Source organism: Arthrobacter sp. S2(2024) (assembly GCF_036662515.1).
Taxonomy (GTDB): Bacteria; Actinomycetota; Actinomycetes; order Actinomycetales; family Micrococcaceae; genus Arthrobacter.
In genome coordinates, this window is record NZ_JAYKZI010000001.1 from 419,737 (window position 1) to 444,257 (window position 24,521).

The following is a 24,521-nucleotide window of genomic DNA, read 5'->3' on the forward strand; positions in this document are numbered from 1 at the left end:
GACCCCCCGGCACCGACGCCGATGCTGTCAGCCTACGCTTGGGGTCTGGCTGTGGCCAGATGCAGTTTGCTCCCGCTGGATTACTCGTTGCTCTGCCGGTCTTACTCGGCGATGTCCTCTGCCCACAGTTCCGGATTCTCTTCCTGGAAGGTGCGCATCATGTCCACGCATCGCTGGTCATCGAGGACCACCACCTCCACGCCCCGGGACCGCAGCAGCTCGAATTCGCCGCCGAACGTGCGGGCCTCCCCCACCACCACTCGCGGGATTTTGAACTGGATGATGGTGCCGGTGCACATGGCACACGGCGCGAGGGTCGTATAGAGGGTGGTGTCCCGGTAGCTCTTCTGCCGACCGGCTGCGCGGAGTGCCGACATTTCCCCGTGCGCGATGGGATCGCCGTTCTGGACACGTTCGTTGTGCCCGCTCGCGATCACCACCCCGCCACGGGCAAGCGCTGCGCCAATGGGAATGCCGCCTTCGCCAAGGCTCTTCCGGGCTGCCTGATAGGCCGCTTCGAAGGCGGAATCGTGGGAGGTTTGGGCGTCAGACTGGGTCATTCGGAGCCTGCTTTCCAGGAGGTGGGGGAACGGGTGGGCTTTGCGAGTGGGACGTGGACTGCCGTGTTGGCCCCAGCGTAGCGCTGAAAAGCGCAGGCCCCCGGCTGTTGGGCCGGGACCTGCGCTTTTGCCCATCTCGCTTAGGCGCTTGCGACCGGTGTCCTGGTCTTTGCCTCGCTGGGGGCACTTCGGGGGGTAGTCTTCCTCCGTTGGCGGCCGCTCCCGTTCGACCCTCCCGCGCGTCGCTTGTTGAAGACATCGAAAGCGACGGCGGCCAAAAGTACCAGGCCCTTGATCAGCTGCTGGTATTCGGTTCCGACGCCAAGAATGGACATGCCGTTGTTGAGGATGCCGATGATCAAGCCGCCGATGAGGGCGCCCATTACCGTTCCAATTCCGCCGGTGACGGCAGCGCCTCCGATGAAGACCGCGGCGATCGCATCAAGTTCGAAGCCGTCCCCGGCCTTGGGGTTGGCCAGGTTCAGCTGCGCGGTAAAGACGAGGCCGGCCAAGGCCGCCAGAACACCCATGTTCACGAACAGGGTGAACGTGACCCGTTTGACCTTCACGCCGGAGAGTTCTGCGGCGAACCGGTTGCCGCCGATAGCGTAGATATGGCGTCCCCAGACCGAGTTGGCCATCACGGCTGAATAGGCGACGGTGAGCAGGCCGAGCACGATGAGCACGATCGGAGTTCCGCGGTAGCCTGCGAGCAGATAGGTGATGAGCAGGATCAGTAACGCGGTGAAGACCATCTTGCACACAAACCAGGCGAACGGCTCGTCCTCGAGGTTGTGCTTGCGGCGCGCCGCCCGTTGGCGCAGGTCCTGCACAACCAGAGCAATGGTGGCGACGATGCCGATGATCATTGTGAGTGGCTCAAGGGCGGAGGTGCCGCCCCCTAGGTCAGGGAGGAAGCCGCTGCCCAAGGATCGAAACTCGTCCGGGAAAGGGGAAATCTGCTGGTTCTGCAAGGCGATCTGGGTCAGCCCGCGGAAAGTGAGCATACCGGCCAGGGTGACGATGAAGGCCGGTATGCCGAAGTAGGCGATCCAGAAGCCCTGCCACATGCCAACGAGGGCGCCGATCGCTAGGCAAAGGATGATGGCGAGCCACCAAGGCACGCCCCATTGGGTAATCATGACACCTGACATTGCTCCGACGAAGGCGACCACGGACCCGACGGAGAGGTCGATGTGTCCGGCGATGATGACCATCACCATGCCAATGGCGAGAATGAGAATGTAGCTGTTCTGCACGATCAGGTTCGAGACGTTGATCGGAGCCAGCGTGATGCCGTTGGTGCTGACCTGGAAGAACAGGATGATCACAATCAGGGCGATGAACAGGCCGACTTGGCGCAACTGGCCGGCCAGGTAGTGCAATGCGGAGCGAAGCGCAAACATCAGGCTTCCTTTTCTAGGGTCATGTATTGCATCAGGTACTCGGCAGTGGCCTTTTCCCGTGGAATGTTAGCGGTGATCCGGCCCTCCGAGAGGGTGTAGATCCGGTCGCAGATGCCCAGCAGTTCGGGCAGCTCGGAGGAGATGACAACGATGCCCTTACCCTCGTCTGCCAGCTGGTTGATGATCGTATAAATCTCGTATTTGGCGCCGACGTCGATTCCTCGGGTGGGCTCGTCCAGGATCAGGACGTCTGGGTTGGCGAACATCCATTTCGACAGGACGACCTTTTGCTGGTTGCCGCCGGAGAGTTTTCCGGTGACCGCGGCGACCGTAGCTGCCTTGATTTTCATGCTGCGTCGATAGCCTTCGGCGACCAGGTTCTCCTTGTTGCTGTCTACCCAGCCCCAACGAGAGAGCTTGTCCAGGGCTGCGCCGGAGACATTACGCATGACGTTGTCCAGCAGGTTCAGTCCATAGTGCTTGCGGTCCTCGGTGGCATACGCGATGCCGTGATTAATCGCGGCGGCCACGGTGTTGGTTCTTATCTCTTGACCGTTTTTGTAGACGTGGCCGCTGATCTTCGCCCCGTAGCTGTGGCCGAAGATACTCATCGCGAGCTCGGTGCGTCCGGCGCCCATCAGTCCGGCGATGCCGACTATCTCGCCGGCGCGGACGTTGAAGCTCGCGTTCTTGACCACCTGCCGGCTCTGGTCCACCGGGTGGTGCACGGTCCAGTCCTCGACCCGCAGGATTTCCTCCCCGATCGATGGCTCGTGTTCGGGATAACGGTGGTCGAGGTCCCGGCCCACCATTCCCTTGATGATGCGTTCCTCCGAGATGTCATCCTTGTGCATGTCAAGAGTCTCGATGGTCCGGCCATCGCGGATAATGGTCACCTTATCCGCAATGGCTTTGATCTCGTTGAGCTTGTGGCTGATGATGATCGAGGTGATGCCCTGGGCCTGCAAGTGCTTGATCAGGCGCAGCAAGTGTGCCGAGTCCTCGTCGTTCAGGGCCGCGGTCGGCTCGTCAAGGATGAGGAGCTTCACCCGCTTGGAAAGTGCTTTGGCGATTTCGACCAGCTGCTGCTTGCCCACGCCTAGATCCGTGATCTTGGTGATCGGGTTGTCGTTGAGGCCCACGCGCGCGAGTAGCTTTGAGGCCTCGAGGTTTGTCTTGTTCCAGTCCACGAAGCCGTTCCTGGCTTGTTCGTTGCCGAGGAAGATGTTCTCCGCGATGGAAAGGTAGGGGCTCAGGGCGAGCTCCTGATGGATGATCACGATGCCTGCGGCCTCGGAGCCTTTGATGTCTTTGAATTCGCAAAGCTCGTTTTCGAAATGGATTTCGCCTTCGTAGGTCCCGGCCGGGTAGACACCGGAAAGTACCTTCATCAGCGTTGATTTACCGGCCCCGTTTTCACCGCAAATCGCGTGTACGTGGCCCCGCTGGACCTCAAGGGAAACATCCTGGAGGGCCTTGACCCCTGGGAATGTCTTGGTGATGCCGCGCATCTCGAGAATATTCGTCGTCACGTCAAGTCCTAGCTTTCGCGTTTTCACGCTGTGGATCTCAGAAGTGTGGTGGTGGCGGTACGGTCCGCCACCACCACGGTTCAGGGCTGGACTACTTCAGGTCCGAATCTTTGTAGTAGCCACTGTCGACAAGGACGGTCTGGTAGTTCGTCTTCGTGACAACGACCGGCTGCAACAGATAGGTCGGTACGATCTTGGCCTTGTTGTCGTAGCTCTTGGTGTCATTGGCCTCGGGAGTCTTGCCCTTGAGCAGGTCATCGGCCATGGTGACCGCCTGCTTTCCGAGGTCGCGGGTGTCCTTGAAGATCGTCGAGTATTGCTGGCCGGCGATGATCGACTTCACGGAGGCAGCCTCCGCGTCCTGACCGGTGATGACCGGCAATGCCGAGGGTGAATAGCCCGAAGCAGTCAGCGCGGAGATGATCCCGATCGAGAGACCGTCATAAGGGGAGAGGATTCCCTGCACCTTGGCGCCGCCCGAGTAGGTGCTGGCGATCAGGTTCTGCATGCGCTTCTGGGCCGTCGCGGGATCCCAACGCAGCGTGGCGATCTGCGTAAAGCCCGTCTGGCCGCTCTTGACCACAAGGGTGCCATCGTCGATGTACTTCTTCAATGTCTCCATCGCGCCGTTGTAGAAAAAGGTCGCGTTGTTGTCGTCAGGGCTGCCTGCGAAAAGCTCCACATTGAATGGGCCCTTCTTCCCGGTTTCCTTGCCGTCCTTATCGAGGATCCCCAGCCCGGCCAGCAGCGAAGTGGCCTGCTGGACCCCGACCTTCTTGTTGTCGAATGTCGTGTAGTAGTCAACGTTCTTGTTGCCGTTGATCAGGCGATCGTACGCGATGACCTTGATGCCGGCCTTGGCCGCGTTGTCCAGCTGGTCGCTGAGCGCGGTTCCGTCGATCGCAGCGATGATCAGCACCTTGGCGCCCTTGGTGATCATGTTGCTGATCTGCTGGACCTGCTGTGGAATCTTGTCGTCACCGTACTCAAGGTCCGTCTTGTAGCCCAGCTTTTCCAGCGAAGCCTTGATGGCATCACCGTCCTTGATCCAGCGTTCGGAGGTCTTTGTCGGCATCGCAATGCCCACCAAGGATCCGCTGTTGTCCCCTCCGCTGCTTTGGGCACTAGCGCCGCGGCTACCACAGGCGGCAACGCTGAGGGCCATACTGACGGCGACAGCGCCGACAATAAGCTTCCGTAGTTTCACTTTCAGTCCTTCGATTGCAGTTGACGTCGTTGTCGAGAAAACCCCGAAGATCACCCCCGGTTGACCTGCGTCACATGTTAGCGCTAACAAGCCCTGTTGGGCAACCACTTACTGTCGGACCGCACTGATAGCTTGGCTTCATCAGCTCAACGGTCTGGGGGCACGGTGTTTTTTCTCGAATCGGTAGATGCAGGGCAAGCGCAGGATTTGGTGTTTTCCGCGAGCGACCTCGTGACGGCCTCCACCTGCGAGTACCAATTGCTGCGCACGTTGGATGAAAAGCTGGGCCTCTCACAGAAGCCGGCCTTCGACGTCGACGAAATGCTGGAACGGACCGCCGCGCTGGGCGACATTCACGAGCACAGGGTTCTGGACCGTTTCGTAGCCGAGTTCGGCACCTGGGATCCGCTCGCGCATAAGGGGGTGTTCGACGTCGTTCCCGCCAAAGCGATGGACCGCGCCACCCTGCAAGCCAAGCATGCGGAATCCATCGAGGCGTTGCGATCCGGCGCCGACGTGGTCTTCCAGGCCGCGTTCTTCGACGGTCAGTTTCACGGACGGTCCGATTTCCTCGTCAAGCAGCCGGACGGCAGCTATGCGGTGTACGACACCAAGCTCGCCCGCCATGCCAAGGTCACGGCGCTCCTGCAACTGGCGGCCTACGGCGAGCAGCTACTCAAGGCGGGAATCACTCCGGCCCCGGATCTGACCCTCGTCCTTGGGGCCACCATCCAGCGGGACGCTGCTGATCCGGACGGCCGTGGCGGCTTCGACTACGTGCACAGCAACCACCGACTCGCCGATGTCCTCCCGGTGTTCCGGGAACGCCGGGACCGCTTCCTCGCCTTGACGTACGCACACCGATCGCGGCTGGAGCCTATCCAATGGGGCGCGCCCGGAATCACCGCATGCGGTCGTTGCGACTACTGCAAAGAACAAGTGCGCCTCCACCGGGATCTGCTGATGGTGGCGGGCATGAGAATCACCCGGCGCAAGAAGCTCATGGAAAACGGCATCTTCACCATCGACGCCCTCGCCGGGATGCCCGACGCCGCCGATTCCGCCACGCGGCGCCTACAGGAACAAGCCCGACTGCAAACCGGAACGGCCACGCCCGATGGAACCGTCAATTACACCGATAAGACCGGCGCGGCCAAGAGCATCAGCTATTCCGTGCTGGAGTCGAACTCCTTGGCCCGGCTCCCCCGTCCCGACGCAGGAGACATCTTCTTCGACTTCGAGGGAGACCCCCTGTGGCAAGACCCGGTAACCGGCCGCTGGGGATTAGAGTACTTGTTCGGGGTGGTCGAGAATCCGACCGAGCCGGGCGGATCTCCCGTGTTCAAACCGTTCTGGGCACACTCCCGGGCTGAAGAACGGCAGGCGTTCATCGATTTCCTCGACTACGTGGAAGAACGCCGCATGAAGTATCCGGACATGCGGATCTACCACTACGCCGCCTACGAGAAAACCGCGCTGCGGAACCTGTCGGTCATCCACACCGTGGGCGAGGCCGCCGTGGACAACCTTCTCCGCGAAGGCGTGTTGGTTGACCTCTACGACACCGTGCGGCACAGCATCCGTATCTCCGAAGACTCCTATAGCATCAAGAAACTCGAGCCCCTGTACATGGGCGAACATTTGCGCTCGGGTGACGTGACCGACGCCGGGGCCTCCGTGGTTGCCTATGCCAACTACTGCACGGCCAGGGACGCACACCGCGAAGATGAAGCGGCAACGATCCTGGCGGGCATCTCCGACTACAACGAATATGACTGCCTCTCCACTCTGGAACTGCGGAATTGGCTGCTGGGCCTGGCAGCCGAACGCTCCATTGAACCCGGTTTTCCGGGTACCTCGGGACCCGGGCTACCCGCGGAGACCGAGCCGGACAAGTACCAGGCCGCGCCCGAGGAAACAGCCCTCCTCGAGTACCTTGCCGACTTGCCGGACGATGCCCTCCGCTCCGACGACAACAGGGCGGTGGCCTTGGTGGCGGCCGCAGTCGGCTTTCACCGGCGTGAGGACAAGCAATTCTGGTGGGGACACTTCGACCGCCTGGACCGGCCAGTCTCCGAATGGGAGGACACCAGGGACTGCTTCATCGTGGAGGGCGGCGACGTGCTGGAGGACTGGGCCAAGCCGACGCCCCGAAGCAACCCGGCACGGAAGGTAAGGCTGTTCGGCCACGCAGCCGATGGCTCCGGTTTCGCGCCCGGCAAGAAGTACTTCCGGATGTACGAGCCTCCCGTGCCGGAGGCTTTCGACGGTAAGGCAGTCAGCGCCCTGGGCAGGTCGGGAATGTCCGGCACGGAGGTGACCGAGGTCGGCGATCCCGAGGGCCTCGATGACGGCGGCCTGCTTTCGGGTCCCGACGACGGCGATTCGGATGCCGTAACCATTTCGGAGCGGCTGCCCAAGGGTGGCGAGGAATACTCCCAGCTTCCCATGGCCCTGACGCCCGATGCTCCGGTCAACACCGACGGGCAGAGGAAGGCCTTGAGCGAACTGGCCATCAGGGTGCGTTCCAGTCTGCCGTCGTGGCCCAAGGATCCGGCGCTGGATCTGTTGCGCCGCGTCCCACCGAGGCTGGCCACGCTTGCGGAACTGCCCGCCGTCGGGCCTGGCGACGATGCATATGTGGATGCCATCACCGCTGCCGTGTCGGATCTTGACCAGTCATATCTCGCTGTCCAAGGCCCGCCGGGAACGGGCAAGACGTACGTTGGTTCGCATGTTGTCGAGCGCCTGGTGCGTGCGGGCTGGAAGGTAGGGGTTGTTGCACAGTCCCATGCCGTCGTCGAGAACATGCTGCACGCCGCAGTGAAGGCCGGGGTGGATCCTTCGCTCATCGCCAAGGAAATGAAGCATGACGACCCCGTTCCCTGGGACCAGCAGGCCAAGGACGACATTGAGCGGCTGCTTGGATCGCGGGGAGGCTGCTTGGTAGGCGGCACGGCATGGACCATGACGGGCCGCACCGTTCCTCCGGGATCCCTGGACTTGCTGGTGATCGACGAAGCCGGTCAGTTCTCGCTCGCCAACACCCTCGCCGTGAGCCGGGCAACGAAGCGGCTCCTGCTCCTTGGCGACCCCCAGCAACTTCCCCAGGTCACCCAGGGCAAGCACCCGGAACCCGTCGATGAATCCGCTCTCGGCTGGCTGGCCCACGGCGCGCACACGCTGCCCGCAAAGCTCGGCTACTTCCTGGCGACGTCGTGGCGCATGCACCCGGATTTGTGCGCCGCGGTTTCGGAATTGTCCTACGATGGTCGGCTGCATTCAGCACCGGCTGCTTCCAAGCGGCGGCTCTCGGGCGTTCGGGCCGGCGTCGAATGCGTCTACGTCCCGCACGGCGGCAACTCCACCCAGTCTCCCGAGGAAGCCGCGGAGGTAGTCCGGCAAGTTAGGGCCCACCTCGGGCTGGCTTGGCTGGACCCCCGGGAATCAACCGAGGAGCAGCCGCTGGCCGAAAAGGACATCCTCGTGGTGGCTGCCTACAACGCCCAGGTCCAGCTCATTCAGCACGAACTAAGGGCAGCCGGACTTCGCGGTGTGCGGGTGGGGACCGTGGACAAGTTCCAGGGGCAGGAAGCTCCCGTGGTGATTGTGTCCATGGCTGCGTCCGCAGCCGCCGAGGTGCCGCGCGGCATGGAGTTCCTGCTCTCGCGCAACCGGATCAATGTGGCGGTGTCGCGCGGTCAGTGGCGCGCCGTCGTCGTTCGCTCACCGGAGCTGACAAACTACCTGCCGACCCGGCCGGAAGGGCTGGAGCAGCTGGGCGGCTTTGTGGGCCTGTGCCAGCGTGGAGACCCAACTGACTGGCAGTAGTTGTCGTTTTGAGGGCTGAAAACGACAACTACTGCGAGTTAGTTGGGCAATCCCAGGGCCTCGGGCAAGCCCAGCGCCTCATCCGACTCAAGGGCCTCGTCCAATACCGCCCCGAAGTTCGCGGCGTCGTGGGCGAAGCGGCCTAGGAAGAGGCCTGACGCGCCCCGCAGTTCGGGCAGGAGCCCCGGTTTGGCGGAGCCACCGTAAATGACCGGTAGCCCGGCGAGGCCATGTTCGGCCAGCAGGTCCCGGAGGTGGGCGACGACGTCGGACACGTAGGCTGCGCGGGCTGGCTCGGCAGCGCCGATGGCCCACACCGGTTCGTACGCAATAACCAGGCTGGCCGCGGTCGCCCAGTCGTCCCGGACGGCGGCAGAGATCTGCCGGAACACGAACGACGCCGACACCGCCGGATCGGCGACGGCCTCCTCGCCGACACACAGCAGCGGGGTCAACCCTGCCTCCACGGCGGCCCGGACCTTCAATGCGACCACGGCGTCGTCCTCGACGAAGTGCCGGCGTCGTTCAGCGTGTCCGATCTCCACGAGCCGCACACCGAGCTCCACCAGCAACGACGGTGACACTTCCCCCGTCCATGGACCCTCGGCCCAGCCGCAGTTCTGCGCACCCAGGTGGACAGGAGAGCCGTCCAGAATCCGGGCCGCCTCAGGCAACATGGGGAACGACGGGATCACAAACGGGACCACCCGCCCGGCCACGAGGGCCGGACGGGCGTCCACTTCGCTTCGGAGTTGCTCCAGCCACGACATGCTGTGCCGGTACCCCATGTACATCTTGGTGCTGACCCCGATGTACAACGGACTACTTGTCCAGGAGATCGTCGGCCTTGTTCCTAAACGCCCGGGTGCCATACATCATGGCGGCCGCCAGGAAGGGCAGGATGCCGAGCGCATAGACCCCGGCGGATCCGGTGGGGTCCGCCGTGGCGCTGTTGACCGCGGTCCGAAGGATCGGGGCCACGAAGCCGCCCAGGTTGCCCAGCGAGTTGATCAGGCCGATGCCCGCCGCGGCTGCCGAACCCGCAAGGAACGCCGTGGGGTAGGCCCAGACCACCGGCCCGACGGCGAGGAAGCTGCAGACGGCGAGGGTGATGAAGATCAGTCCGAGGACCGGCTGGTGGTTGGTGCCGGCCCATGCCGAACCGAGGATGCACACACCGGTGGAAACGAACAGCACGGTGCCGAACATGCGGCGCTTGGCCACCGTGTTGGCGGCCCGGCCAATCAGGTAGCAGGAGAAGATGCCAAAGAACCACGGCACCGCGATCAGGAGCCCGACGGCGAGGCCCACCTTCTGGCCTGTCAGCGAGGACACCTGCTGCGGGAGGAAGAAGGTCACGCCGTAGACGGCGATCTGCAGGCAGAAGTAGATGAGGGTGAAGTACCAGACGCGGCCGTTGCGCATCGCCGCGAAGACGCCCCGCGGCCCGGTTTCATCCTTGACAGTGTCTTCCTGAGTCATGATCTCCTTGAGCGCGAACTTCTCGTCGACGTTGAGGAACTTGGCCTTCTCCGGCCCGTTGATCAGGAAGAAGAACGCCGCAACGCCGGCGAGTACCGCCAGGATGCCCTCGGTGAAGAACATGACCTGCCAGCCACGGACGCCCGGAAGCTGGTCGCCGATGTTGATGAGCCAGCCGGAGAGCGGGTTGCCGATCATCTGGGAGAACGGCTGGGCGAGGTAGAAGATCGCGAACATCTGCACGCGCACCTTGTTCGGGAACCACTCGGCCAAGTACATGATGACGCCGGGGAACAGGCCCGCCTCCGTCACGCCGAGCAGGAACCGCAGGATCACGAAGGACGTCTCACCCTGTACGAACGCAAAGCAGGCAGAGACGATACCCCAGGTGATCGCGATGCGTGCGAGCCAGACCTTGGCTCCGACCTTCTTGAGCAGCAGGTTGCTGGGGATTTCAAAGATCGCGTAACCGATGAAGAAAATGCCGGCACCGAGCGCGAACGCCCCGGCCGAGACGCCTTTGTCGGCGCCGAGTGCAGCTTCGGCGAATCCGACGTTGGTGCGGTCGAGGAAGGAGACCACGTAGAGGATGACCAGCATCGGCATGAGCCGGAAGGCAGCCTTGCGGATCGCCGATTTCAGGACCGGCGAATCCAGCATCTCCTTCGTGGACGTTGTTACAGCGGACATCGAAACTCCTCGTTGAGTAATCAGTGTTGAGAAATCAGTGTTGAGTAGTCAGGGTTTGGGCAACGGTGGTGGAGCCGCGCTTTAGTGCATGTACAAACCGCCGTCGACATTCAGCGTCTGGCCCGAGATGTAGCCGGAGTCTTCGCTGATGAGGAAGGCGATGGCGGCGGCGATGTCCCGCGTGGAGCCCACGCGGTTCACCACGAGGTCCTTGGTGAGTTCGTCCTTGCGTTCCTCGCTGAGGGTGCCGCCCATGATGTCGGTGTCGATGGGGCCGGGAGAGATGGCGTTGACGGTGATGTCGTACTCCCCCAGTTCGCGGGCCGTCGCACGGGTCAAACCGATGACGCCGGCCTTGGCCACCGAATACGGGGTCTTGGAGAACGTCCCGCCACCTCGCTGGGCGGAAACCGAGGAGATATTCACGATGCGCCCGATCCGGTTCCTGACCATGGATTCGGCCACGCGGCGGGTGGCGTAGTGGACGCCGTTGAGGTTGATGTTCAGGACGCGGTCCCATTCAGCGGGCTCGAGTTCCAGGTACGGAACCGGTGAGCTGACGCCGGCAACGTTGGCCAGTGCGACGATCTGCGGCAACTCGGCCTCGAGGGTGTCGATCGCCGACCGTACCTCGGCTTCGGAAGCCACGTTGGCGCCGACGCCGTAGGCCTGGACTCCATATTCGGCGGCGATTTCCTTGGCGGTGCTCTTGCAGAGGGCGTCGTCGAGGTCGATGATGCCGATGTTCCAGCCCTGTGCTGCGAGGTAGTTGACGGTGGCCCGGCCGATGCCGCGCTCGGAGACTGCGCCGGTGACGATTGCGGTGCGTTCTGCGGGGAAGGTGCTCATGGGTATTCTCCTGTGAATGTGGGCTAGTTGATCGGTGCCGGGCCAAGCTCATCAAGGAGCTTCTGCATGGCCACGTAGGCCTTGTTCCGGTAAGCGATGAGTTCGGGCGTGCGTTCCGCCGGGACGCTGAGGAAGCCCGCGCCGGTCTTGGTGCCAAGCTTTCCCGCCTCCACGAGGTCGCTCAGGATCTTCGGGGTCGCGAAGCGTTCCGGGAATCCGGTCTGCAGGGATTTGTAGCAGAAGTTGTAGACGTCCAGTCCGGCCATGTCCGCGATCGCGAATGGGCCAAAGAACGGCAAGCGGAAGCCGAACGTCGTACGGACCAGGGTGTCGACGTCGTCGGCTGTTGCGATCCCCTGCTCCACCAGCTGCGCGGCCTCGTGGAAAAGCGCGTATTGCAGCCGGTTGAGCACGAAACCGGTGACGTCCTTGACGACGGCGGTTTGCTTGCCGGCCGCGTGGACCAGTTCGCGGGCCGCAGCCACGGTCTCCGGCGTTGTGCCTGCGTGGGGAATGACCTCGACGCCCGGGATGAACGGTGACGGGTTGGAGAAGTGCACTCCCAGGAATCGCTCAGGACCAACGACGGCCTCGGCGAGATCGGCGATGGAAATGGTGGAGGTGTTGGAGCCGATCAGCGCGTCCCGACGGGCGGCCGCGCTGATGCGGGCCAGGGTCTGGTGCTTGATGTCGAGGACCTCGGGGACGGCTTCTTCGATGAAGTCGGCGTCCGCCACGGCCTCTTCGATGTCCTTCGCGGCCCACAGATTGGCTTTCAGGATTGCCGTGGAACCTTCGGGAAAGAGGCCTGCGGCCACGAATTCGTCCGACTCCACGAGCAGGCGGTCGTAGTTCTTCTGCGCGATTTCGGCGGACACATCCGCCAACGCCACGCGCGCTCCCCCGAGGGCCAGGACCTGCGCGATCCCGCCGCCCATGTAACCGGAGCCGACGACGGCGATCTTCCGGGCCGCGCTTCCGTCGCCTGTGGCGCTGCTTGCTGATTCAGTCATGTCACACTGCCTTTGTGTAATCGGGCTCGTAGGAGCAGATGGCGTCCACCTTGGCGGCGGAAGATGATGTTTCGTCGAAATCGTGGCCCAGCCATTCGCCCACCAGTTTCTTGGCCAGTTCCAAGCCAATCACCCGCTGTCCCAAGGTCAGGACCTGGGCATTGTTGCTGAGGACCGAGCGTTCCACGGAGTAGCTGTCGTGCGCGGTGACGGCACGGATTCCGGGAACCTTGTTGGCCGCGATGGCCACGCCCAGACCGGTCCCGCAGATCAGCAGGGCGCGGTCTGCCTCGCCCTCGGCAACTTTGCGCGCTGCGTCCACGGCAACGTGCGCGTAGGCAGTGGAGTCGTTGGCGCCGACGCCCACGTCGGTGACGGACGCCACCCGGGGATCGGCCTCAAGCAGCGCCATGAGTGCCTGCTTGTATTCGACGCCCGCTTCGTCATTGCCGACGATGATCCGCCAGCCCTCTGATGTGCTCATGCTTGTACTCCGTTTCTTGCCGGGGACGCCAGCTGCGCGTCGATATGTTGTGAGATCCTTGCCGTGATCAGCCCGAAGGAGACCGCGCCAGGATCAGGGTGGCCCAGGCTCTTCTCAGCGAGCGGACGGGCTCTGCCCTTCAGCGGACGCAACCGCGCAGTCTCAGCCGCCGCGGACTCGGCCGCCGCAGCAGCGGCCGCCAGGGCCCGGTCAACCGGGGCTCCGGCGTCGAACTCTGTGAGGAACGCATCCCGGAACGGCAGCAGCGCGTCCACCATGGTCTTGTCGCCGGGCTCGGCCTTGCCAAGCTCGGTGATCGCGTCCACAAAACCAGTGACGGCGGCCGCGGCATCCTCGCCCGAGTAGCCCGCTTTGTTGCCGAGTGCCTGTCCGGCCGCAATGATCGCCGAGCCCCACAATGCGCCCGAGGTACCGCCGGCGCGTTCGCTCCAGGCCTCACCTGCCGCCGTCAGGACCCGACCCACAGAGGTTCCGCTTGCCGCCTCTGCTGCGCTGAATGCCGCTTCAACGCCGCGTCGCATACCGATGCCGTGGTCGCCGTCGCCGGCAATCGCATCCAGTTTGCCGAGCTCTTCTTCATGGTCGACGACGACGTCCCGCACCTGGGCGAGCACGGCTACGGCCTGCCGGCCGAGTTCGGCAGCGGCCGCGGTGGGCTGCTCGACGTCGGACTCGTCCACCGCGGTGACGCTCGCCAAGTTGCGGGGCGGGCGGGGCGCGAGGTTGCCCTTGCGGAACGCCGGAGTGTCCGCGGGTGCTGCCCAATACTGTTCGAGCTCCTCGTCCAGCCACAGCAGCGTGAGCGAAAGACCGGACATGTCCAGGCTTGTCACGAGCTCGCCGCACTCGGGTTCGACTACCGTGAGGCCTGCCTTGCCGAGGAGCTTTTCGATCTTGCCGAAGAGCAGGAAGAGCTCGTCGTACTTGACGGTGCCGAGGCCGTTGACGATGGCCACCACGCGGTTTCCGGCGTCGTCCGGTTTGTCGTTGAGGAGCTTGGAGACGAGCAGTTCGGCGAGCTCGGAAGCGGTGGGCATTTTGTGCTCGGAAATGCCGGGTTCGCCATGGATGCCCAGGCCAAGGGACATTTGGCCGGCCGGAACGTGGAACAGCGGATCCGAGGCGCCTGGGAGTGTACAACCGTCGAAAGCCACCCCGAGCGAACGCGTGCGGTAGTTCGTTTTGATGGCCAAGCGCTCGACGGCGTCCAGGTCCAGTCCCGCTTCGGCCGCGGCGCCGGCGATCTTGAAGACCGTGAGGTCGCCCGCGATTCCCCGCCGTTTTTCGATCTGGTCCAACGGAGCGCTGGCGATGTCGTCGGTAACGGTCACGGTGCGGGTCTCGATGCCTTCGGCGTTGAGGCGCAACTGAGCCTGGCCGAAGTGCAGCACGTCGCCGGCGTAGTTGCCGTAGCTGAGCAGCACTCCGCCTCCGGCGTTGGCTGCTTTGGCTACGCGGTAGACCTGGCCTGCCGCCGGGGAGGCGAACATGTTGCCGCATGCCGAGGCGGTTGCCAAGCCTGGCCCGACCAGTCCGGCGAAAGCAGGGTAGTGTCCCGAGCCGCCGCCCACCACGAGGGCGACCTGTCCGGCGGGGACTTCGGTGGAACGGACCACTCCGCCGTCCACCCGGGCAACATAGCCGCGGTTGGCGGCGACGAATCCGTCCAGGGCATCGTCCGCGAAGTCTGCTGGGTTGTCGAAAATCCTTGTCATGGCTCTAGACGCCGGCCAGCTGGGAGGATGCTGGCTGGGTGGAGCCGGTCCGGCCGGAAGGCTGCTGCCGGCCCTGGGCTACCTGGCTCTGGCCGAGGACGTAGTTCTCGGTCTTCGGAAGAACTTGCCGCCGGAGGTATTCCTGGTTGCTCGCCGTGACGCTGAGCCCGTCGCCGCCGTAGTGCTCGGTGCACAAGATGCCCTGAAAGCCTACCGACAGCGCGAGTTTGAAAGCCTCGCGGTAGTTGATCAGGCCGCTCTCCATCGGCGCAGGCATGGTGATGTAGCTGTCCCGGGCCACGTCTTCGTCGCGGATGTAGTTCTTCATGTGCCAGTAGTTGGAGTACGGCAGGGTCTTGGCCACCATCTCGCGCCAGTCCTCGATGGGACGGTGGAGGCGGATGAGGTTGCCAAGGTCCGGGTTGAGGCCAACGTTGTCCAGCCCGATGTCCTGCACCAGCCGGACCGAGGAATCGGCGGTGCCGAGGTAGGTGTCCTCATACATTTCCAGGGAGAGGAGGATGCCGGCTTGCGCGGCGTGCTCACCGAGTTCCCGCAAACGGGCGACCGCCTTGCCCCAGGCTTCCTTGTCCCCCGCCGGATCCTTGTAGCCTTCCACCGTCCAGAACCACAGCTGCTTTTGCTGCTCGGCGGTGATGGCCTGGTGCAGTCCGAAGGAGACAACCTCGCAGCCGAGTTCGGCTGCGGCATCGATGGTCCGGTGGCTGTACGCCAGGTTCTCGGCCCAGTCGCGGGTGTGGATGATACTGCGGCGGATAGCCGAGATGACCGGGATGCCAATGCCAACGTGCTCCGCGGTCTGCTTGAACTCGGCGAGGCGTTCCTTGCCGAGGTCCCCCGGGCGGACCCAGCTGTCCGTGAGGTCTGCGTTGGCAAATCCTGCGTCCTTGACTTCCTCCAGGACCTCGGCCCAAGCGGAAGCATCGGCGTCGTTGATGTGCTGTCCCGTGGCGTCGGTGCCGGGGAACTGGAGCAGGGCCGCGGTGATGGGCCAGGTTTCGGCGGTGTAAGCCATAGTTTTCACTCCTTCGTGGAATCCTGTTTCCTATAGGATTTACTATTCAGGCAAGGCTGTCAACATATTTATTCGGACTTCCGTGGGCTGGCCCCGCCTCTTCGCACCCTAGCTCCGCGTCATCAAAGATCCTATATGTCTTACATATGCTTGTGAAGTGGGTCACCCGACGCCGCGTTCGCCGCGCACGTAAAAGGCCCGCCGTTAGGCGGGCCTTCGGGGTCTGGCGGCGTCGGGTCGCCGTCCTGGATCGCCGTCGGACTCGGCTTGGGCGGCGGGAGATCAGTCAGCGGGTGCGTCGGCGATGCTGGCCGGCGACGGCTCAGTCAGCGGGTGCGTCGGCGATGGCCCGGGCGCGGACCTTGTGCACGTGGTCGGCCATGGCGGCCGCGGCCTGTTCCGGGTCACCGCTCGCCAGCGCGTCGAGCACTGCTTGGTGTTCCGCAATGGCCTGGTCTGCGTCGGTGATGCCCACTCCCCCGAACAGTCGGAACCGCTGGACCTGGCCACCCAGCGCGGCGTAGGCAGCAAGCATGAATTGGTTGCCGGACTGCTCGGCGATCAGCTTATGGAAGCGCTCATCGGCGTCGAGATAGTCCCGGAATTCCACGAAAGACGGGCCTCGAGGAGCAGTCTCCAGGTCCTTCACAGCCTCCCGCAGATCCGCCAAACCCTCCGGGGTAATCCGGCTGCACGCCAAGCGCGCATTCACCGGCTCAATCGCGAGCCGGGCCTCCATGAGTTCGGCAAAATCCTCGCGCGTGAAAACCGGGGCCACCCTGTACCCCTTGAGGGCAACCCGGCGGACCATGCCTGTGTGCTCCAGCCGCGCCAGTGCCTCGCGCACCGGCGTAGGCGAAACGTCCAATTCCCGCGCCGTCCCGTCGATGCTGACCGCGGCTCCCGGTTCGAGCCGGCCGTCCATGAGCCACGCGAGAAGTTCCTCGTACACGTGGTCGGCGAGAACCTGGCGGCTGACGGGCCGGCCGGGGGCGCGGTCCCGGGAGGAAGCGAGTTTCATAGACAAATCCTATAGGAATGGTCTCTTTGTGGCGGCTTCGGACGCCCTATGCGGACTCTGAAGCCTCGCGCGCACGGTTAAACGCCGACGGCGGCACCTTTCGCAGGTGCCGCCGTCGGGGTTTCGGGGGTTCTAGTTGGCGTAGAACGGGTAGTCGGTGTACCCCTTCGCGCCTTCGCCGTAGAACGTGGACGGATCCGGTTCGTTGAGCGGGAGGCCTTCACGCCACCTGCGCGCAAGGTCCGGGTTGGCGATGGCCGGGCGTCCGACCACCACGGCGTCGGCGTGACCGTCGGCCACGAGCGCCAGGGCTTCATCCCGGGTGGTCACTACGCCAAAGCCGGTGTTGACGAGGAAGGTGCCGTTGAAGCGCTCGCGCAGGTCCTGGACGAGCTCACCCTTGGGATCATGGTGGAGGATGCTGAGGTAGGCGAGGTTGAGCGAGGCGATGGTGTCCACCAGGACTTCATAGGTGGCGCGGACATCGGCGGGGTCTGTCTCGGCGATTCCCTGGACCGAGTGCTCAGGGGAAATCCGGATGCCGACCCGGTTGGCGCCCAAGGCTTCTACCACCGCGTTGACGGTCTCGATCACAAAGCGTGCACGGTTTTCCGGCGAACCGCCGTAGCTGTCAGTGCGGACGTTGGTGTTGGGTGCCAGGAATTCGTGCAGCAGGTAGCCATTCGCCGAGTGGAGTTCGACGCCGTCGAATCCTGCCTCGACGGCGTTCCGGGAAGCCGTGACGATTTCCTGGATCACCGAGGGAAGTTCATCGGTGCTCAGTTCACGGGGAACCGGGTAGGGCTTCTTGCCGTTCGGCGTGCGCACTTCGCCGTCGATGGCCACGGCACTGGGTGCAACTATCTCGTGACCACCGGTGATGTCCGAGTGGGAAACGCGGCCACCGTGCATGACCTGGGCGAAAATCCGGCCACCCTCGGCATGGACGGCATCCGTCACTTTCTTCCAGCCCGCGATCTGTTCCTCGGTGACGAGGCCAGGCTGCCCCGGGTAGGACTGACCCGCGGGCGTGGGGTACGTGCCCTCGCTGACGATCAGCCCGAGGGAAGCACGCTGCCGATAGTGCTCCGCGACCAGCGGGCCGGGAACGCCTTCGACGCCCGAACGGAGGCGGGTCAGCGGCGCCATGACCAAGCGGTTGGGAATTTCAATCTCGCCGAGAGTCAAAGGGGAAAACAACATGGGCAGTGCCTTTCAAACGGGAACAGGTCCACTGGCGGCAACTGCAGCGCGCCTGCAACTATTCCTGTTGAGACGCGGATCACACGCCCTTAGGGAACGCCCGGGCAGCCTTCGCCCCGCGGATTCACGATGCAGTTGTCGGCGTAGTTGCGCGTGATCGACCTCCATACGCTCACCTTCTGGGACGGCGACGCAAATTGTCCTGTGCCGGGAATCGGCATGTCAGGACCGCCGTTCACGGAGTAGGTGCCGCGGAAGGTGGTGGTCAGGGAGATCTGAAAGTCACCGGTCTGTTGATACACGTGGCTTGTTCTGGTCTTTTGGCCCCATTCGGACTCCGGAAGCGGCCCGCCAGCAAACGGTGTTGGCCCGAGGCTGTTGCCGTCGCCGTAGGCATAGGTGTACTCCACGGGGGTTGCGACTATGCGGACTCGCTGGCCGAGGATCGTGACATCGAATTGCTGCTCAACGGCGTCCGCGAAGATGTTTGTTTCAGCGCCCTTGAGCGTGTGCGGGCTAGGCTGGGCAGTAAGGCTAGCCGGTTTGATGGGAAGGTTGCGGAAGTCGCTCTCGATTCTCGCTGCAATCCTGTGCAAGACATCTTCGGGCTTTTCGTCGTACAGGCACGACGGACCGTTATTACCCGATTTCCAGTCGACCCACGTGGGATTTGAAAGCGCTTTGGGCGCTACCTTCCAGATGACAGGCGTTCCGGACTTCCCACCGGGCTCGCGGGGCGGGCATTGCACCTGTCCGGGAAGGCACTTCTTGTCCAAGGCATTCTCGTCAACCTGGCATTGGAGCTCTGCCTTGTATTGGTTGGGGTCGTCGCTGACAAAGTTTGGAGGGGCGAGCATGAATTCGCCCGATTGTGGGTCGCGGACATAGACAATCGGTTTGACACCCGTCTCGGTCCAGCGAGCCTCACCGTCCTCGGTTGCAGTTGCCTCAAGCTGCCCATAAAAGCCGGCCGAAACGAGGAGCGCCACTACTTGCGAAAGGTTTCGTGGCCAGCGCCTGTTGCTCATCGCAGGGGATTTACGGAATCGAGCATCCATGCGCCTTCGACAAATCTAAGAAAGGCGACATTTGCGGTATTCGTCTGCTCGCCGAGTTGTCGATACTCATTGCCTGCTGGGCTCCAGTAGCGAATCTCGGTCTGGATCACCTGAACAACTACTGGGATTCTCTGGTCCGGTTGCGGCTTGAAAGTTGACGATACTGACGGGGTCGAGAACTTACCTCCGCTCAACCACTGACCGTTTGTATATGCTTTGGCGACAACTCTCTTGACGCCCTCGCACATCTCACAGTTTCCTCCGGTGATCTTTGTGAGCGGCCCAATGTCGCCGGTCTCATACGCATAACCCATTACCTGAAACCAATGGGCTGTAAACGCCTCCACGCCTTCCTTTGTGTTCGCCTTCGCGGCCTCCGGCAACACGGGAACCGGGACGTTCTCGGCTTTCCCCTTGGCGTCCGCGGGTTTGTAAACAGCCGTCGAGGTCGGAGAGGGAGCACCAGTGACGCTGGCTGAAGCTGAAGCAGAATCTGTAGGCGACGCAGACTGCGGCTGGGTAGTGTTCCCGCACGCAGTCAGCGTCAACGCCGTGCCAAGGCTGACAATCATGAAAAAGCGAGCAGAAACCGAGGTGCGTGGAGTCATGGTTTGCTATCCCCAAATAGTTTTCAAGACTAAACGTTTCCAAAAAGGGTAGCTTAATTGCCCGTCGTGGCGGGAAAGTTATCCACAGGCTCCGGTTCATTACGCACCATCGCTTCACGAGCGCGGCCCAGCACAACCAGCCCACCACAACAAACACAAACCAAAGGCCCCGACGACGGGACCGCGGCCAGGCCGCCCATCCGTCGTCGAGGCCTATGGGACCTTGAGCACCCGCCTACTTTTGGGCCGGCAGGACCAACCCGCCCGACTTATCCGTCGACAAAGCGAGCGAAGAGATGAACTGCGGCTCGCCGTCGGGCCCATCCTGGGCCGAGCGGACCATGTCCGGGCGCTCGAACTCCAGTCCGGTCACGTGGCACAGCAGCTTGGCGTCGCTCGGGTTGCCGTCGGCGTCGAACATCGGCAGATCGATTCCGTCGTCGGAGCGGCGTAGGTAGTACTTCCCGCGGGTCAATACGGCCAGCGCTGGCGGCAGCACAAGCGCAAGCCCAACGGCGAAGATCGGCGAATATGGCTGCACGGCCGAGCCGAAAGCGCCGAAGAACACCGCAATCGAGATAACGGCCGAAACCAACATCGACACGAAGCCCACCGGGTTGACGGCGTAAAGCATGCCTCGGCGGAATTCGGGAACCTTGGGCGAAATCTTGAGCAAATACTTGTTGATGGCAATATCGGACGCAACGGTAACCACCCATGCCATGGCGCAATTCGCGTAGAACCCAAGGATGGTGTTCAGGAACTCGAACATATTCGCTTCCATCAGCACCAGCGCAATCACCAGGTTCACCACCACGAACACCATGCGCCCCGGGTAACTCTTGGTGATACGCGTGAAGCTGTTGGTCCACGCGAGCGAGCCGGAGTAGGCATTGGTCACGTTGATCTTGATTTGCGAAATGACCACAAGCACCACGGCCAAGGTCATCGCCAGCCAGGCCGGCATCATTTCCTGGTACACGCCAAGGAATTGATGCACCGGCTCGTTGGCATGCGCGGAGGCGGCTGGATCCAGGGTCGCAATCAGGTAGATGGCAATGAACATGCCCACGATCTGCTTGATCGCGCCGAAAATTACCCAGCCCGGCCCCGCGAGGATCACGGCACGCCACCAAGCACCACGGTTCTCGGCGGTCTTGGGAGGCATGAAACGCAAATAGTCAATCTGCTCCGCGATCTGCGCCATGAGCGACAGGCAGACACCCGCGGCCAGCATCACGGAGGCCAGGTTGGTGCCTTCAGCGCCGGATTTGCCCGTGAACGCGAAGAATTCCCCGATGCTGTCCGGGTGCGAAATCACCAAATACCCCACGGGAACCACCATGAGCAGGAGCCACAAAGGAGTGGTCCACACCTGCAACTTGGACAAGGCCTTCATCCCGTAAATCACCAAGGGAATCACAATAAGCGTGGACGCCGCATAACCGAGCCACTGCGGGATGCCCAGCCCAAGTTCCAGGCCTTGAGCCATGATGGAACCCTCAAGCGCGAAGAAGATGAACGTGAACGTCGCGAAAATGACGTTGGTGACCACCGAGCCGTAATAGCCGAATCCGGAACCCCGCGTGATGAGGTCAAGATCAATGTTGTACCGGGCCGCGTAGTAGGCCAAGGGAAATCCGGTGGCGAAAATGACCACGGCCGCCACCACGATTCCGAAAATAGCGTTTACGGTGCCGTACGAAATACCGATGTTCGCGCCGATCGAGAAATCAGCCAAATACGCGATTCCACCGAGCGCACTCGTCGCCACCACACCCGCACCCCATTTGCGGTAGGACCGTGGCGCGAACCTGAGGGTGTAGTCCTCCAGGCTCTCCTTCGCTGCGCTCATCGCATCGGCATTACCAGCCGTGCGGCTCCCCGCGCCTAGCGCCTCCGAAGGTTCGACGACGGCGACCCCCACCGGGGAGCCACCCGCCGTCGGGGGTTCAAGCACTTGCGTTGTCTTCGAATCGTCAGTCATCCCCGCAACTTTCCTCGTCTCGACATGTTTCCCCGATGAACATGGGCTCGACGCTATCGGCGGGATGGAACCACGGAGTCACCACGATGTTTCCGCGCTGTAACTTATCCAGCGAGTTGGACGCCAAGATTGCGGCTCCGGGTTTGTGGACGTCCAACAAAATCGCGGTCCCGCAGGCCCACTACCGTCGTGAAGGAACGCACCATCCCCTGCAAGTAACGGCCGAGGAGCATCATGACCACCCAGCCAAACCCAAGGCGTACGTCCACCTATCCGATTCTGGAAACAGCCCGCGAGCAAGTCCTCGCGAAAGGCGAAGGACTCAGCGAAGCCCAACTGCTCGAGATCCTCGAGCTCCCGGACGATGCCATTCCCGAAGCCCTGCAGCTTGCCCACGAAGTCCGCCTGGAGCACTGCGGCGAGGACGTCGAAGTGGAGGGAATCATCTCCATCAAGACCGGAGGATGCCCTGAGGACTGCCACTTCTGTAGCCAGTCGGGCCTCTTTGACAGTCCGGTCCGGGGCGTCTGGCTCGACATCCCCGAGCTCGTGAAGGCCGCGAAGGAAACCGCCGCCACCGGGGCCACGGAGTTCTGCATCGTTGCAGCCGTCCGAGGCCCGGACATCAAGCTCATGAACCAGATCAAGTTCGCGATCGACCGCATCAACGCCGAAGTGGACATCAACATCGCGTGCTCGCTGGGCATGCTCACCCAGCGCCAAGTGGACCAACTCGCCGAATGGGGCGTCCACCGCTACAACCACAACCTCGAAACCGCGCGCAGCTACTTCCCCGAAGTCGTCACCACGCACACCTACGAGGAACGCCTCGATACTTGCAACATGGTCAAGGCGGCCGGCATGGAACTGTGCTGCGGTGCCCTGATCGGCATGGGCGAAACCACCGCCCAGCGCGCCGAACTCGCCAGCCAGCTTGCGGCCCTCGAACCGCACGAAGTCCCGCTGAACTTCCTCAATCCGCGCCCGGGAACGCCCCTCGAAAACCAGGGAATCATGGACGGCAAGGACGCCCTCCGCGCCATAGCGGCGTTCCGCCTCGCCATGCCGCGGACCGTGCTGCGTTACGCCGGCGGACGGGAACTGACCCTGGGCGACCTCGGCACGCGCGAAGGCCTCATGGGCGGCATCAACGCGGTGATCGTCGGCAACTACCTCACCACGCTCGGCCGACCCGCCGACGCAGACCTCAACCTCCTCGTGGAACTGAACATGCCCATCAAGGAACTCCAGAAGTCGCTGTGAGTACTGTTGAGACGGCAAGCTTCTGCGGGCACTGCGGCGGACCCACCACGCAAGCCGGGCCAGCCGCACAGGGTGACCCGGCAACGCAAGGTGAGCGCCCGACGTCGGACGCCCACCTGGGCTGCCAGCAGCGCCTCGCGATGGAGCCTCCCCGCTATTGCGCTGTCTGCCGGCGCCGCATGAAAGTCCAGGTCACGCCGCTCGGCTGGACCGCTGAATGCTCGCGCCACGGCCGGGTTACGCCATGAGCGTCATCCAGCGTGACCGGGCAAGCCTCTGGCATCCCTACGCTCCGGCGTCGGGGACGCTGCCGTTGTGGGAAGTCGAAGACGCCGACGGCGTGACGCTGCGGCTCCGCGACGAAACCGGCCAACGCCACGAGGTGCTCGATGCCATGTCCTCCTGGTGGTCGGTCATCCACGGGTACCGGAATCCCGTCCTGGATGCCGCGGCGAAGCGCCAACTAGCTACGTTCAGCCACGTGATGTTCGGCGGCCTCACCCATGAACCCGCCGTCGAATTGGCCGAACGGCTGGTCGCCATGGCCCCTTCCGCGGCGGATCGGCCGAGGTTGGAGCGGGTTTTCCTGGCGGATTCTGGATCGGTGTCCGTGGAGGTGGCGCTCAAGCTCGCGGTACAGTTCCAGACTGCGTCGGGGTTCCCCAAAAGGCAACGCTTCCTCAGCATCCGCGGCGGTTACCATGGCGACACCTTCGCGGCGATGGGCGTCTGCGACCCCGTCGACGGCATGCACTCGGCCTTCCCCGGGCTGCTCGGAGCCAATGTGTTCGCCGCGAGGCCACCCGCCGCGGGCGCGCCGCCCGAGGAAATCGCGGAATGGCAGGCGTGCACCGAAGCCCTCGCCCAAGAACACGCCAACGAACTGGCCGCGATCATCGTGGAACCCGTGCTTCAAGGCGCCGGCGGCATGTTCGTTTACGCCGCCGCATGCCTGCGCATCCTCCGCGACATCGCCGATCGGCACGGGATCCTCCTGATCCTCGACGAGATCGCCACCGGTTTCGGCCGCACGGGCGAGCTCTTCGCCGCGCAGCATGCAGGCGTGGTTCCAGACATCATGTGCGTCGGCAAAGCCCTCACGGGCGGTTACCTCACGCTCGCAGCGATGCTCTGCACGGGGGAAGTGGCGGCCCGCGTATCGAGCGGCGGTGCCGGCGCCTTGCTGCACGGACCCACGTTCATGGGCAATCCGCTCGCGTGTTCAGTGGCCAATGCGAGCCTGGGAATTCTCGACGACGGCGGGTGGCGCAGCGATGTGGCCCGGATCGGCTCGGGCCTGGCGGCCGGCCTCGAAGCTGCAAATGCGTTCGACGCCGTCAAGGACGTCCGCACCATCGGCGCCGTGGGCGTCATCGAGTTGAACACGGAAGTGGACGTCGCCGCAGTGACGAGTGCCGCCGTCGGGCATGGGGTGTGGGTGCGGCCGTTCCGGAACCTTGTTTACGCGATGCCGCCCTACATCAGCACCGCCGAGGAGATCCGGCGAATCGCCGAGGGCATGGTGGCGGCCGTGGCCGAGGTGCACGGGCCATGA

The 24,521-nt window shown here is 63.3% G+C and carries 20 protein-coding genes; 4 read left to right on the forward strand and 16 right to left on the reverse strand.

Annotated features, from left to right (window positions below; all coding sequences use genetic code 11):
- Nucleotides 1-101: 101 nt before the first annotated feature.
- The 4 genes from VLA65_RS01935 to chvE form a co-directional block, all read right to left on the reverse strand.
- A complete protein-coding gene (locus VLA65_RS01935; RefSeq protein WP_306962229.1) occupies nt 102-560 on the reverse strand; it encodes a nucleoside deaminase in 459 nt (152 codons plus the stop codon).
- Between the two features lie 140 nt (nt 561-700).
- Entirely contained in the window at nt 701-1,966 is a 1,266-nt protein-coding gene (gene mmsB, locus VLA65_RS01940) for a multiple monosaccharide ABC transporter permease (RefSeq protein WP_059388110.1), read from the reverse strand.
- A complete protein-coding gene (mmsA, locus tag VLA65_RS01945) occupies nt 1,966-3,477 on the reverse strand; it encodes a multiple monosaccharide ABC transporter ATP-binding protein (protein WP_059388111.1) in 1,512 nt (503 codons plus the stop codon). The genes mmsB and mmsA overlap by 1 nt, the downstream gene beginning before the upstream one ends.
- A 112-nt stretch (nt 3,478-3,589) precedes the next feature.
- On the reverse strand, nt 3,590-4,705 hold the full coding sequence (chvE, locus tag VLA65_RS01950) for a multiple monosaccharide ABC transporter substrate-binding protein (RefSeq protein ID WP_253257199.1): 1,116 nt from the start codon (nt 4,703-4,705) through the stop codon (nt 3,590-3,592).
- Between the two features lie 165 nt (nt 4,706-4,870).
- On the opposite strand from chvE, the gene VLA65_RS01955 reads away from it, so the two are divergent.
- Nucleotides 4,871-8,536 carry a TM0106 family RecB-like putative nuclease gene (locus tag VLA65_RS01955; RefSeq protein WP_332601644.1) on the forward strand — a complete coding sequence of 1,222 codons (3,666 nt, stop codon included), beginning with the start codon at nt 4,871-4,873 and terminating at the stop codon, nt 8,534-8,536.
- Nucleotides 8,537-8,574: 38 nt separating this feature from the next.
- Here the strand turns inward: VLA65_RS01955 and VLA65_RS01960 are convergent, their stop codons facing one another.
- The 12 genes from VLA65_RS01960 to VLA65_RS02015 all read right to left on the reverse strand — a co-directional run bounded on the left by VLA65_RS01960 (nt 8,575) and on the right by VLA65_RS02015 (nt 21,703).
- A complete protein-coding gene (locus VLA65_RS01960; protein ID WP_332601645.1) occupies nt 8,575-9,408 on the reverse strand; it encodes a triose-phosphate isomerase family protein in 834 nt (277 codons plus the stop codon).
- Nucleotides 9,359-10,708, reverse strand: a complete 1,350-nt coding sequence (locus tag VLA65_RS01965; protein ID WP_059388113.1) for an MFS transporter — start codon at nt 10,706-10,708, stop codon at nt 9,359-9,361. Before VLA65_RS01965 ends, VLA65_RS01960 begins: the two co-directional genes overlap by 50 nt.
- A gap of 81 nt (nt 10,709-10,789) precedes the next feature.
- The gene (locus VLA65_RS01970; RefSeq protein WP_284989717.1) at nt 10,790-11,557 is read right to left on the reverse strand and encodes an SDR family NAD(P)-dependent oxidoreductase; all 768 of its coding nucleotides are present in this window, start codon (nt 11,555-11,557) and stop codon (nt 10,790-10,792) included.
- 23 nt (nt 11,558-11,580) lie between these two features.
- Nucleotides 11,581-12,570, reverse strand: coding sequence for a 3-hydroxyacyl-CoA dehydrogenase family protein (locus tag VLA65_RS01975; RefSeq protein WP_332601646.1), 990 nt, complete (start codon nt 12,568-12,570; stop codon nt 11,581-11,583).
- A 1-nt stretch (nt 12,571) separates the two neighbouring features.
- Nucleotides 12,572-13,054: a ribose-5-phosphate isomerase gene (locus VLA65_RS01980; protein WP_332601647.1), complete on the reverse strand. Its 483-nt coding sequence runs from the start codon at nt 13,052-13,054 to the stop codon at nt 12,572-12,574.
- Nucleotides 13,051-14,790 carry a dihydroxyacetone kinase subunit DhaL gene (dhaL, locus tag VLA65_RS01985; protein WP_332601648.1) on the reverse strand — a complete coding sequence of 580 codons (1,740 nt, stop codon included), beginning with the start codon at nt 14,788-14,790 and terminating at the stop codon, nt 13,051-13,053. Before dhaL ends, VLA65_RS01980 begins: the two co-directional genes overlap by 4 nt.
- Nucleotides 14,791-14,794: 4 nt before the next feature.
- Nucleotides 14,795-15,826, reverse strand: a complete 1,032-nt coding sequence (locus tag VLA65_RS01990) for a sugar phosphate isomerase/epimerase family protein (RefSeq protein ID WP_332601649.1) — start codon at nt 15,824-15,826, stop codon at nt 14,795-14,797.
- A 322-nt stretch (nt 15,827-16,148) separates the two neighbouring features.
- Nucleotides 16,149-16,847 carry a GntR family transcriptional regulator gene (locus tag VLA65_RS01995; protein WP_284989712.1) on the reverse strand — a complete coding sequence of 233 codons (699 nt, stop codon included), beginning with the start codon at nt 16,845-16,847 and terminating at the stop codon, nt 16,149-16,151.
- 132 nt (nt 16,848-16,979) lie between these two features.
- Complete coding sequence (locus VLA65_RS02000; RefSeq protein WP_332601650.1) at nt 16,980-18,050, reverse strand: alkene reductase; 1,071 nt, start codon at nt 18,048-18,050, stop codon at nt 16,980-16,982.
- An 89-nt stretch (nt 18,051-18,139) separates the two neighbouring features.
- Nucleotides 18,140-19,078 carry a hypothetical protein gene (locus VLA65_RS02005; RefSeq protein ID WP_332601651.1) on the reverse strand — a complete coding sequence of 313 codons (939 nt, stop codon included), beginning with the start codon at nt 19,076-19,078 and terminating at the stop codon, nt 18,140-18,142.
- Nucleotides 19,075-19,716 (reverse strand): DUF6318 family protein, encoded by a 642-nt coding sequence (locus tag VLA65_RS02010; protein ID WP_332601652.1) that lies wholly within the window; start codon nt 19,714-19,716, stop codon nt 19,075-19,077. Before VLA65_RS02010 ends, VLA65_RS02005 begins: the two co-directional genes overlap by 4 nt.
- 235 nt (nt 19,717-19,951) lie before the next feature.
- Entirely contained in the window at nt 19,952-21,703 is a 1,752-nt protein-coding gene (locus VLA65_RS02015; protein WP_332601653.1) for a purine-cytosine permease family protein, read from the reverse strand.
- A gap of 234 nt (nt 21,704-21,937) precedes the next feature.
- Here VLA65_RS02015 and bioB point away from each other — a divergent pair, with 234 nt between their 5' ends.
- From bioB to VLA65_RS02030, 3 genes are read left to right on the forward strand one after another with little or no spacing between them, the layout of a single operon-like run.
- The gene (bioB, locus tag VLA65_RS02020; protein WP_307054029.1) at nt 21,938-22,966 is read left to right on the forward strand and encodes a biotin synthase BioB; all 1,029 of its coding nucleotides are present in this window, start codon (nt 21,938-21,940) and stop codon (nt 22,964-22,966) included.
- The gene (gene bsaP / locus VLA65_RS02025; protein ID WP_332601654.1) at nt 22,963-23,214 is read left to right on the forward strand and encodes a biotin synthase auxiliary protein BsaP; all 252 of its coding nucleotides are present in this window, start codon (nt 22,963-22,965) and stop codon (nt 23,212-23,214) included. The genes bioB and bsaP overlap by 4 nt, the downstream gene beginning before the upstream one ends.
- Nucleotides 23,211-24,521, forward strand: a complete 1,311-nt coding sequence (locus tag VLA65_RS02030) for an adenosylmethionine--8-amino-7-oxononanoate transaminase (RefSeq protein ID WP_332601655.1) — start codon at nt 23,211-23,213, stop codon at nt 24,519-24,521. Before bsaP ends, VLA65_RS02030 begins: the two co-directional genes overlap by 4 nt.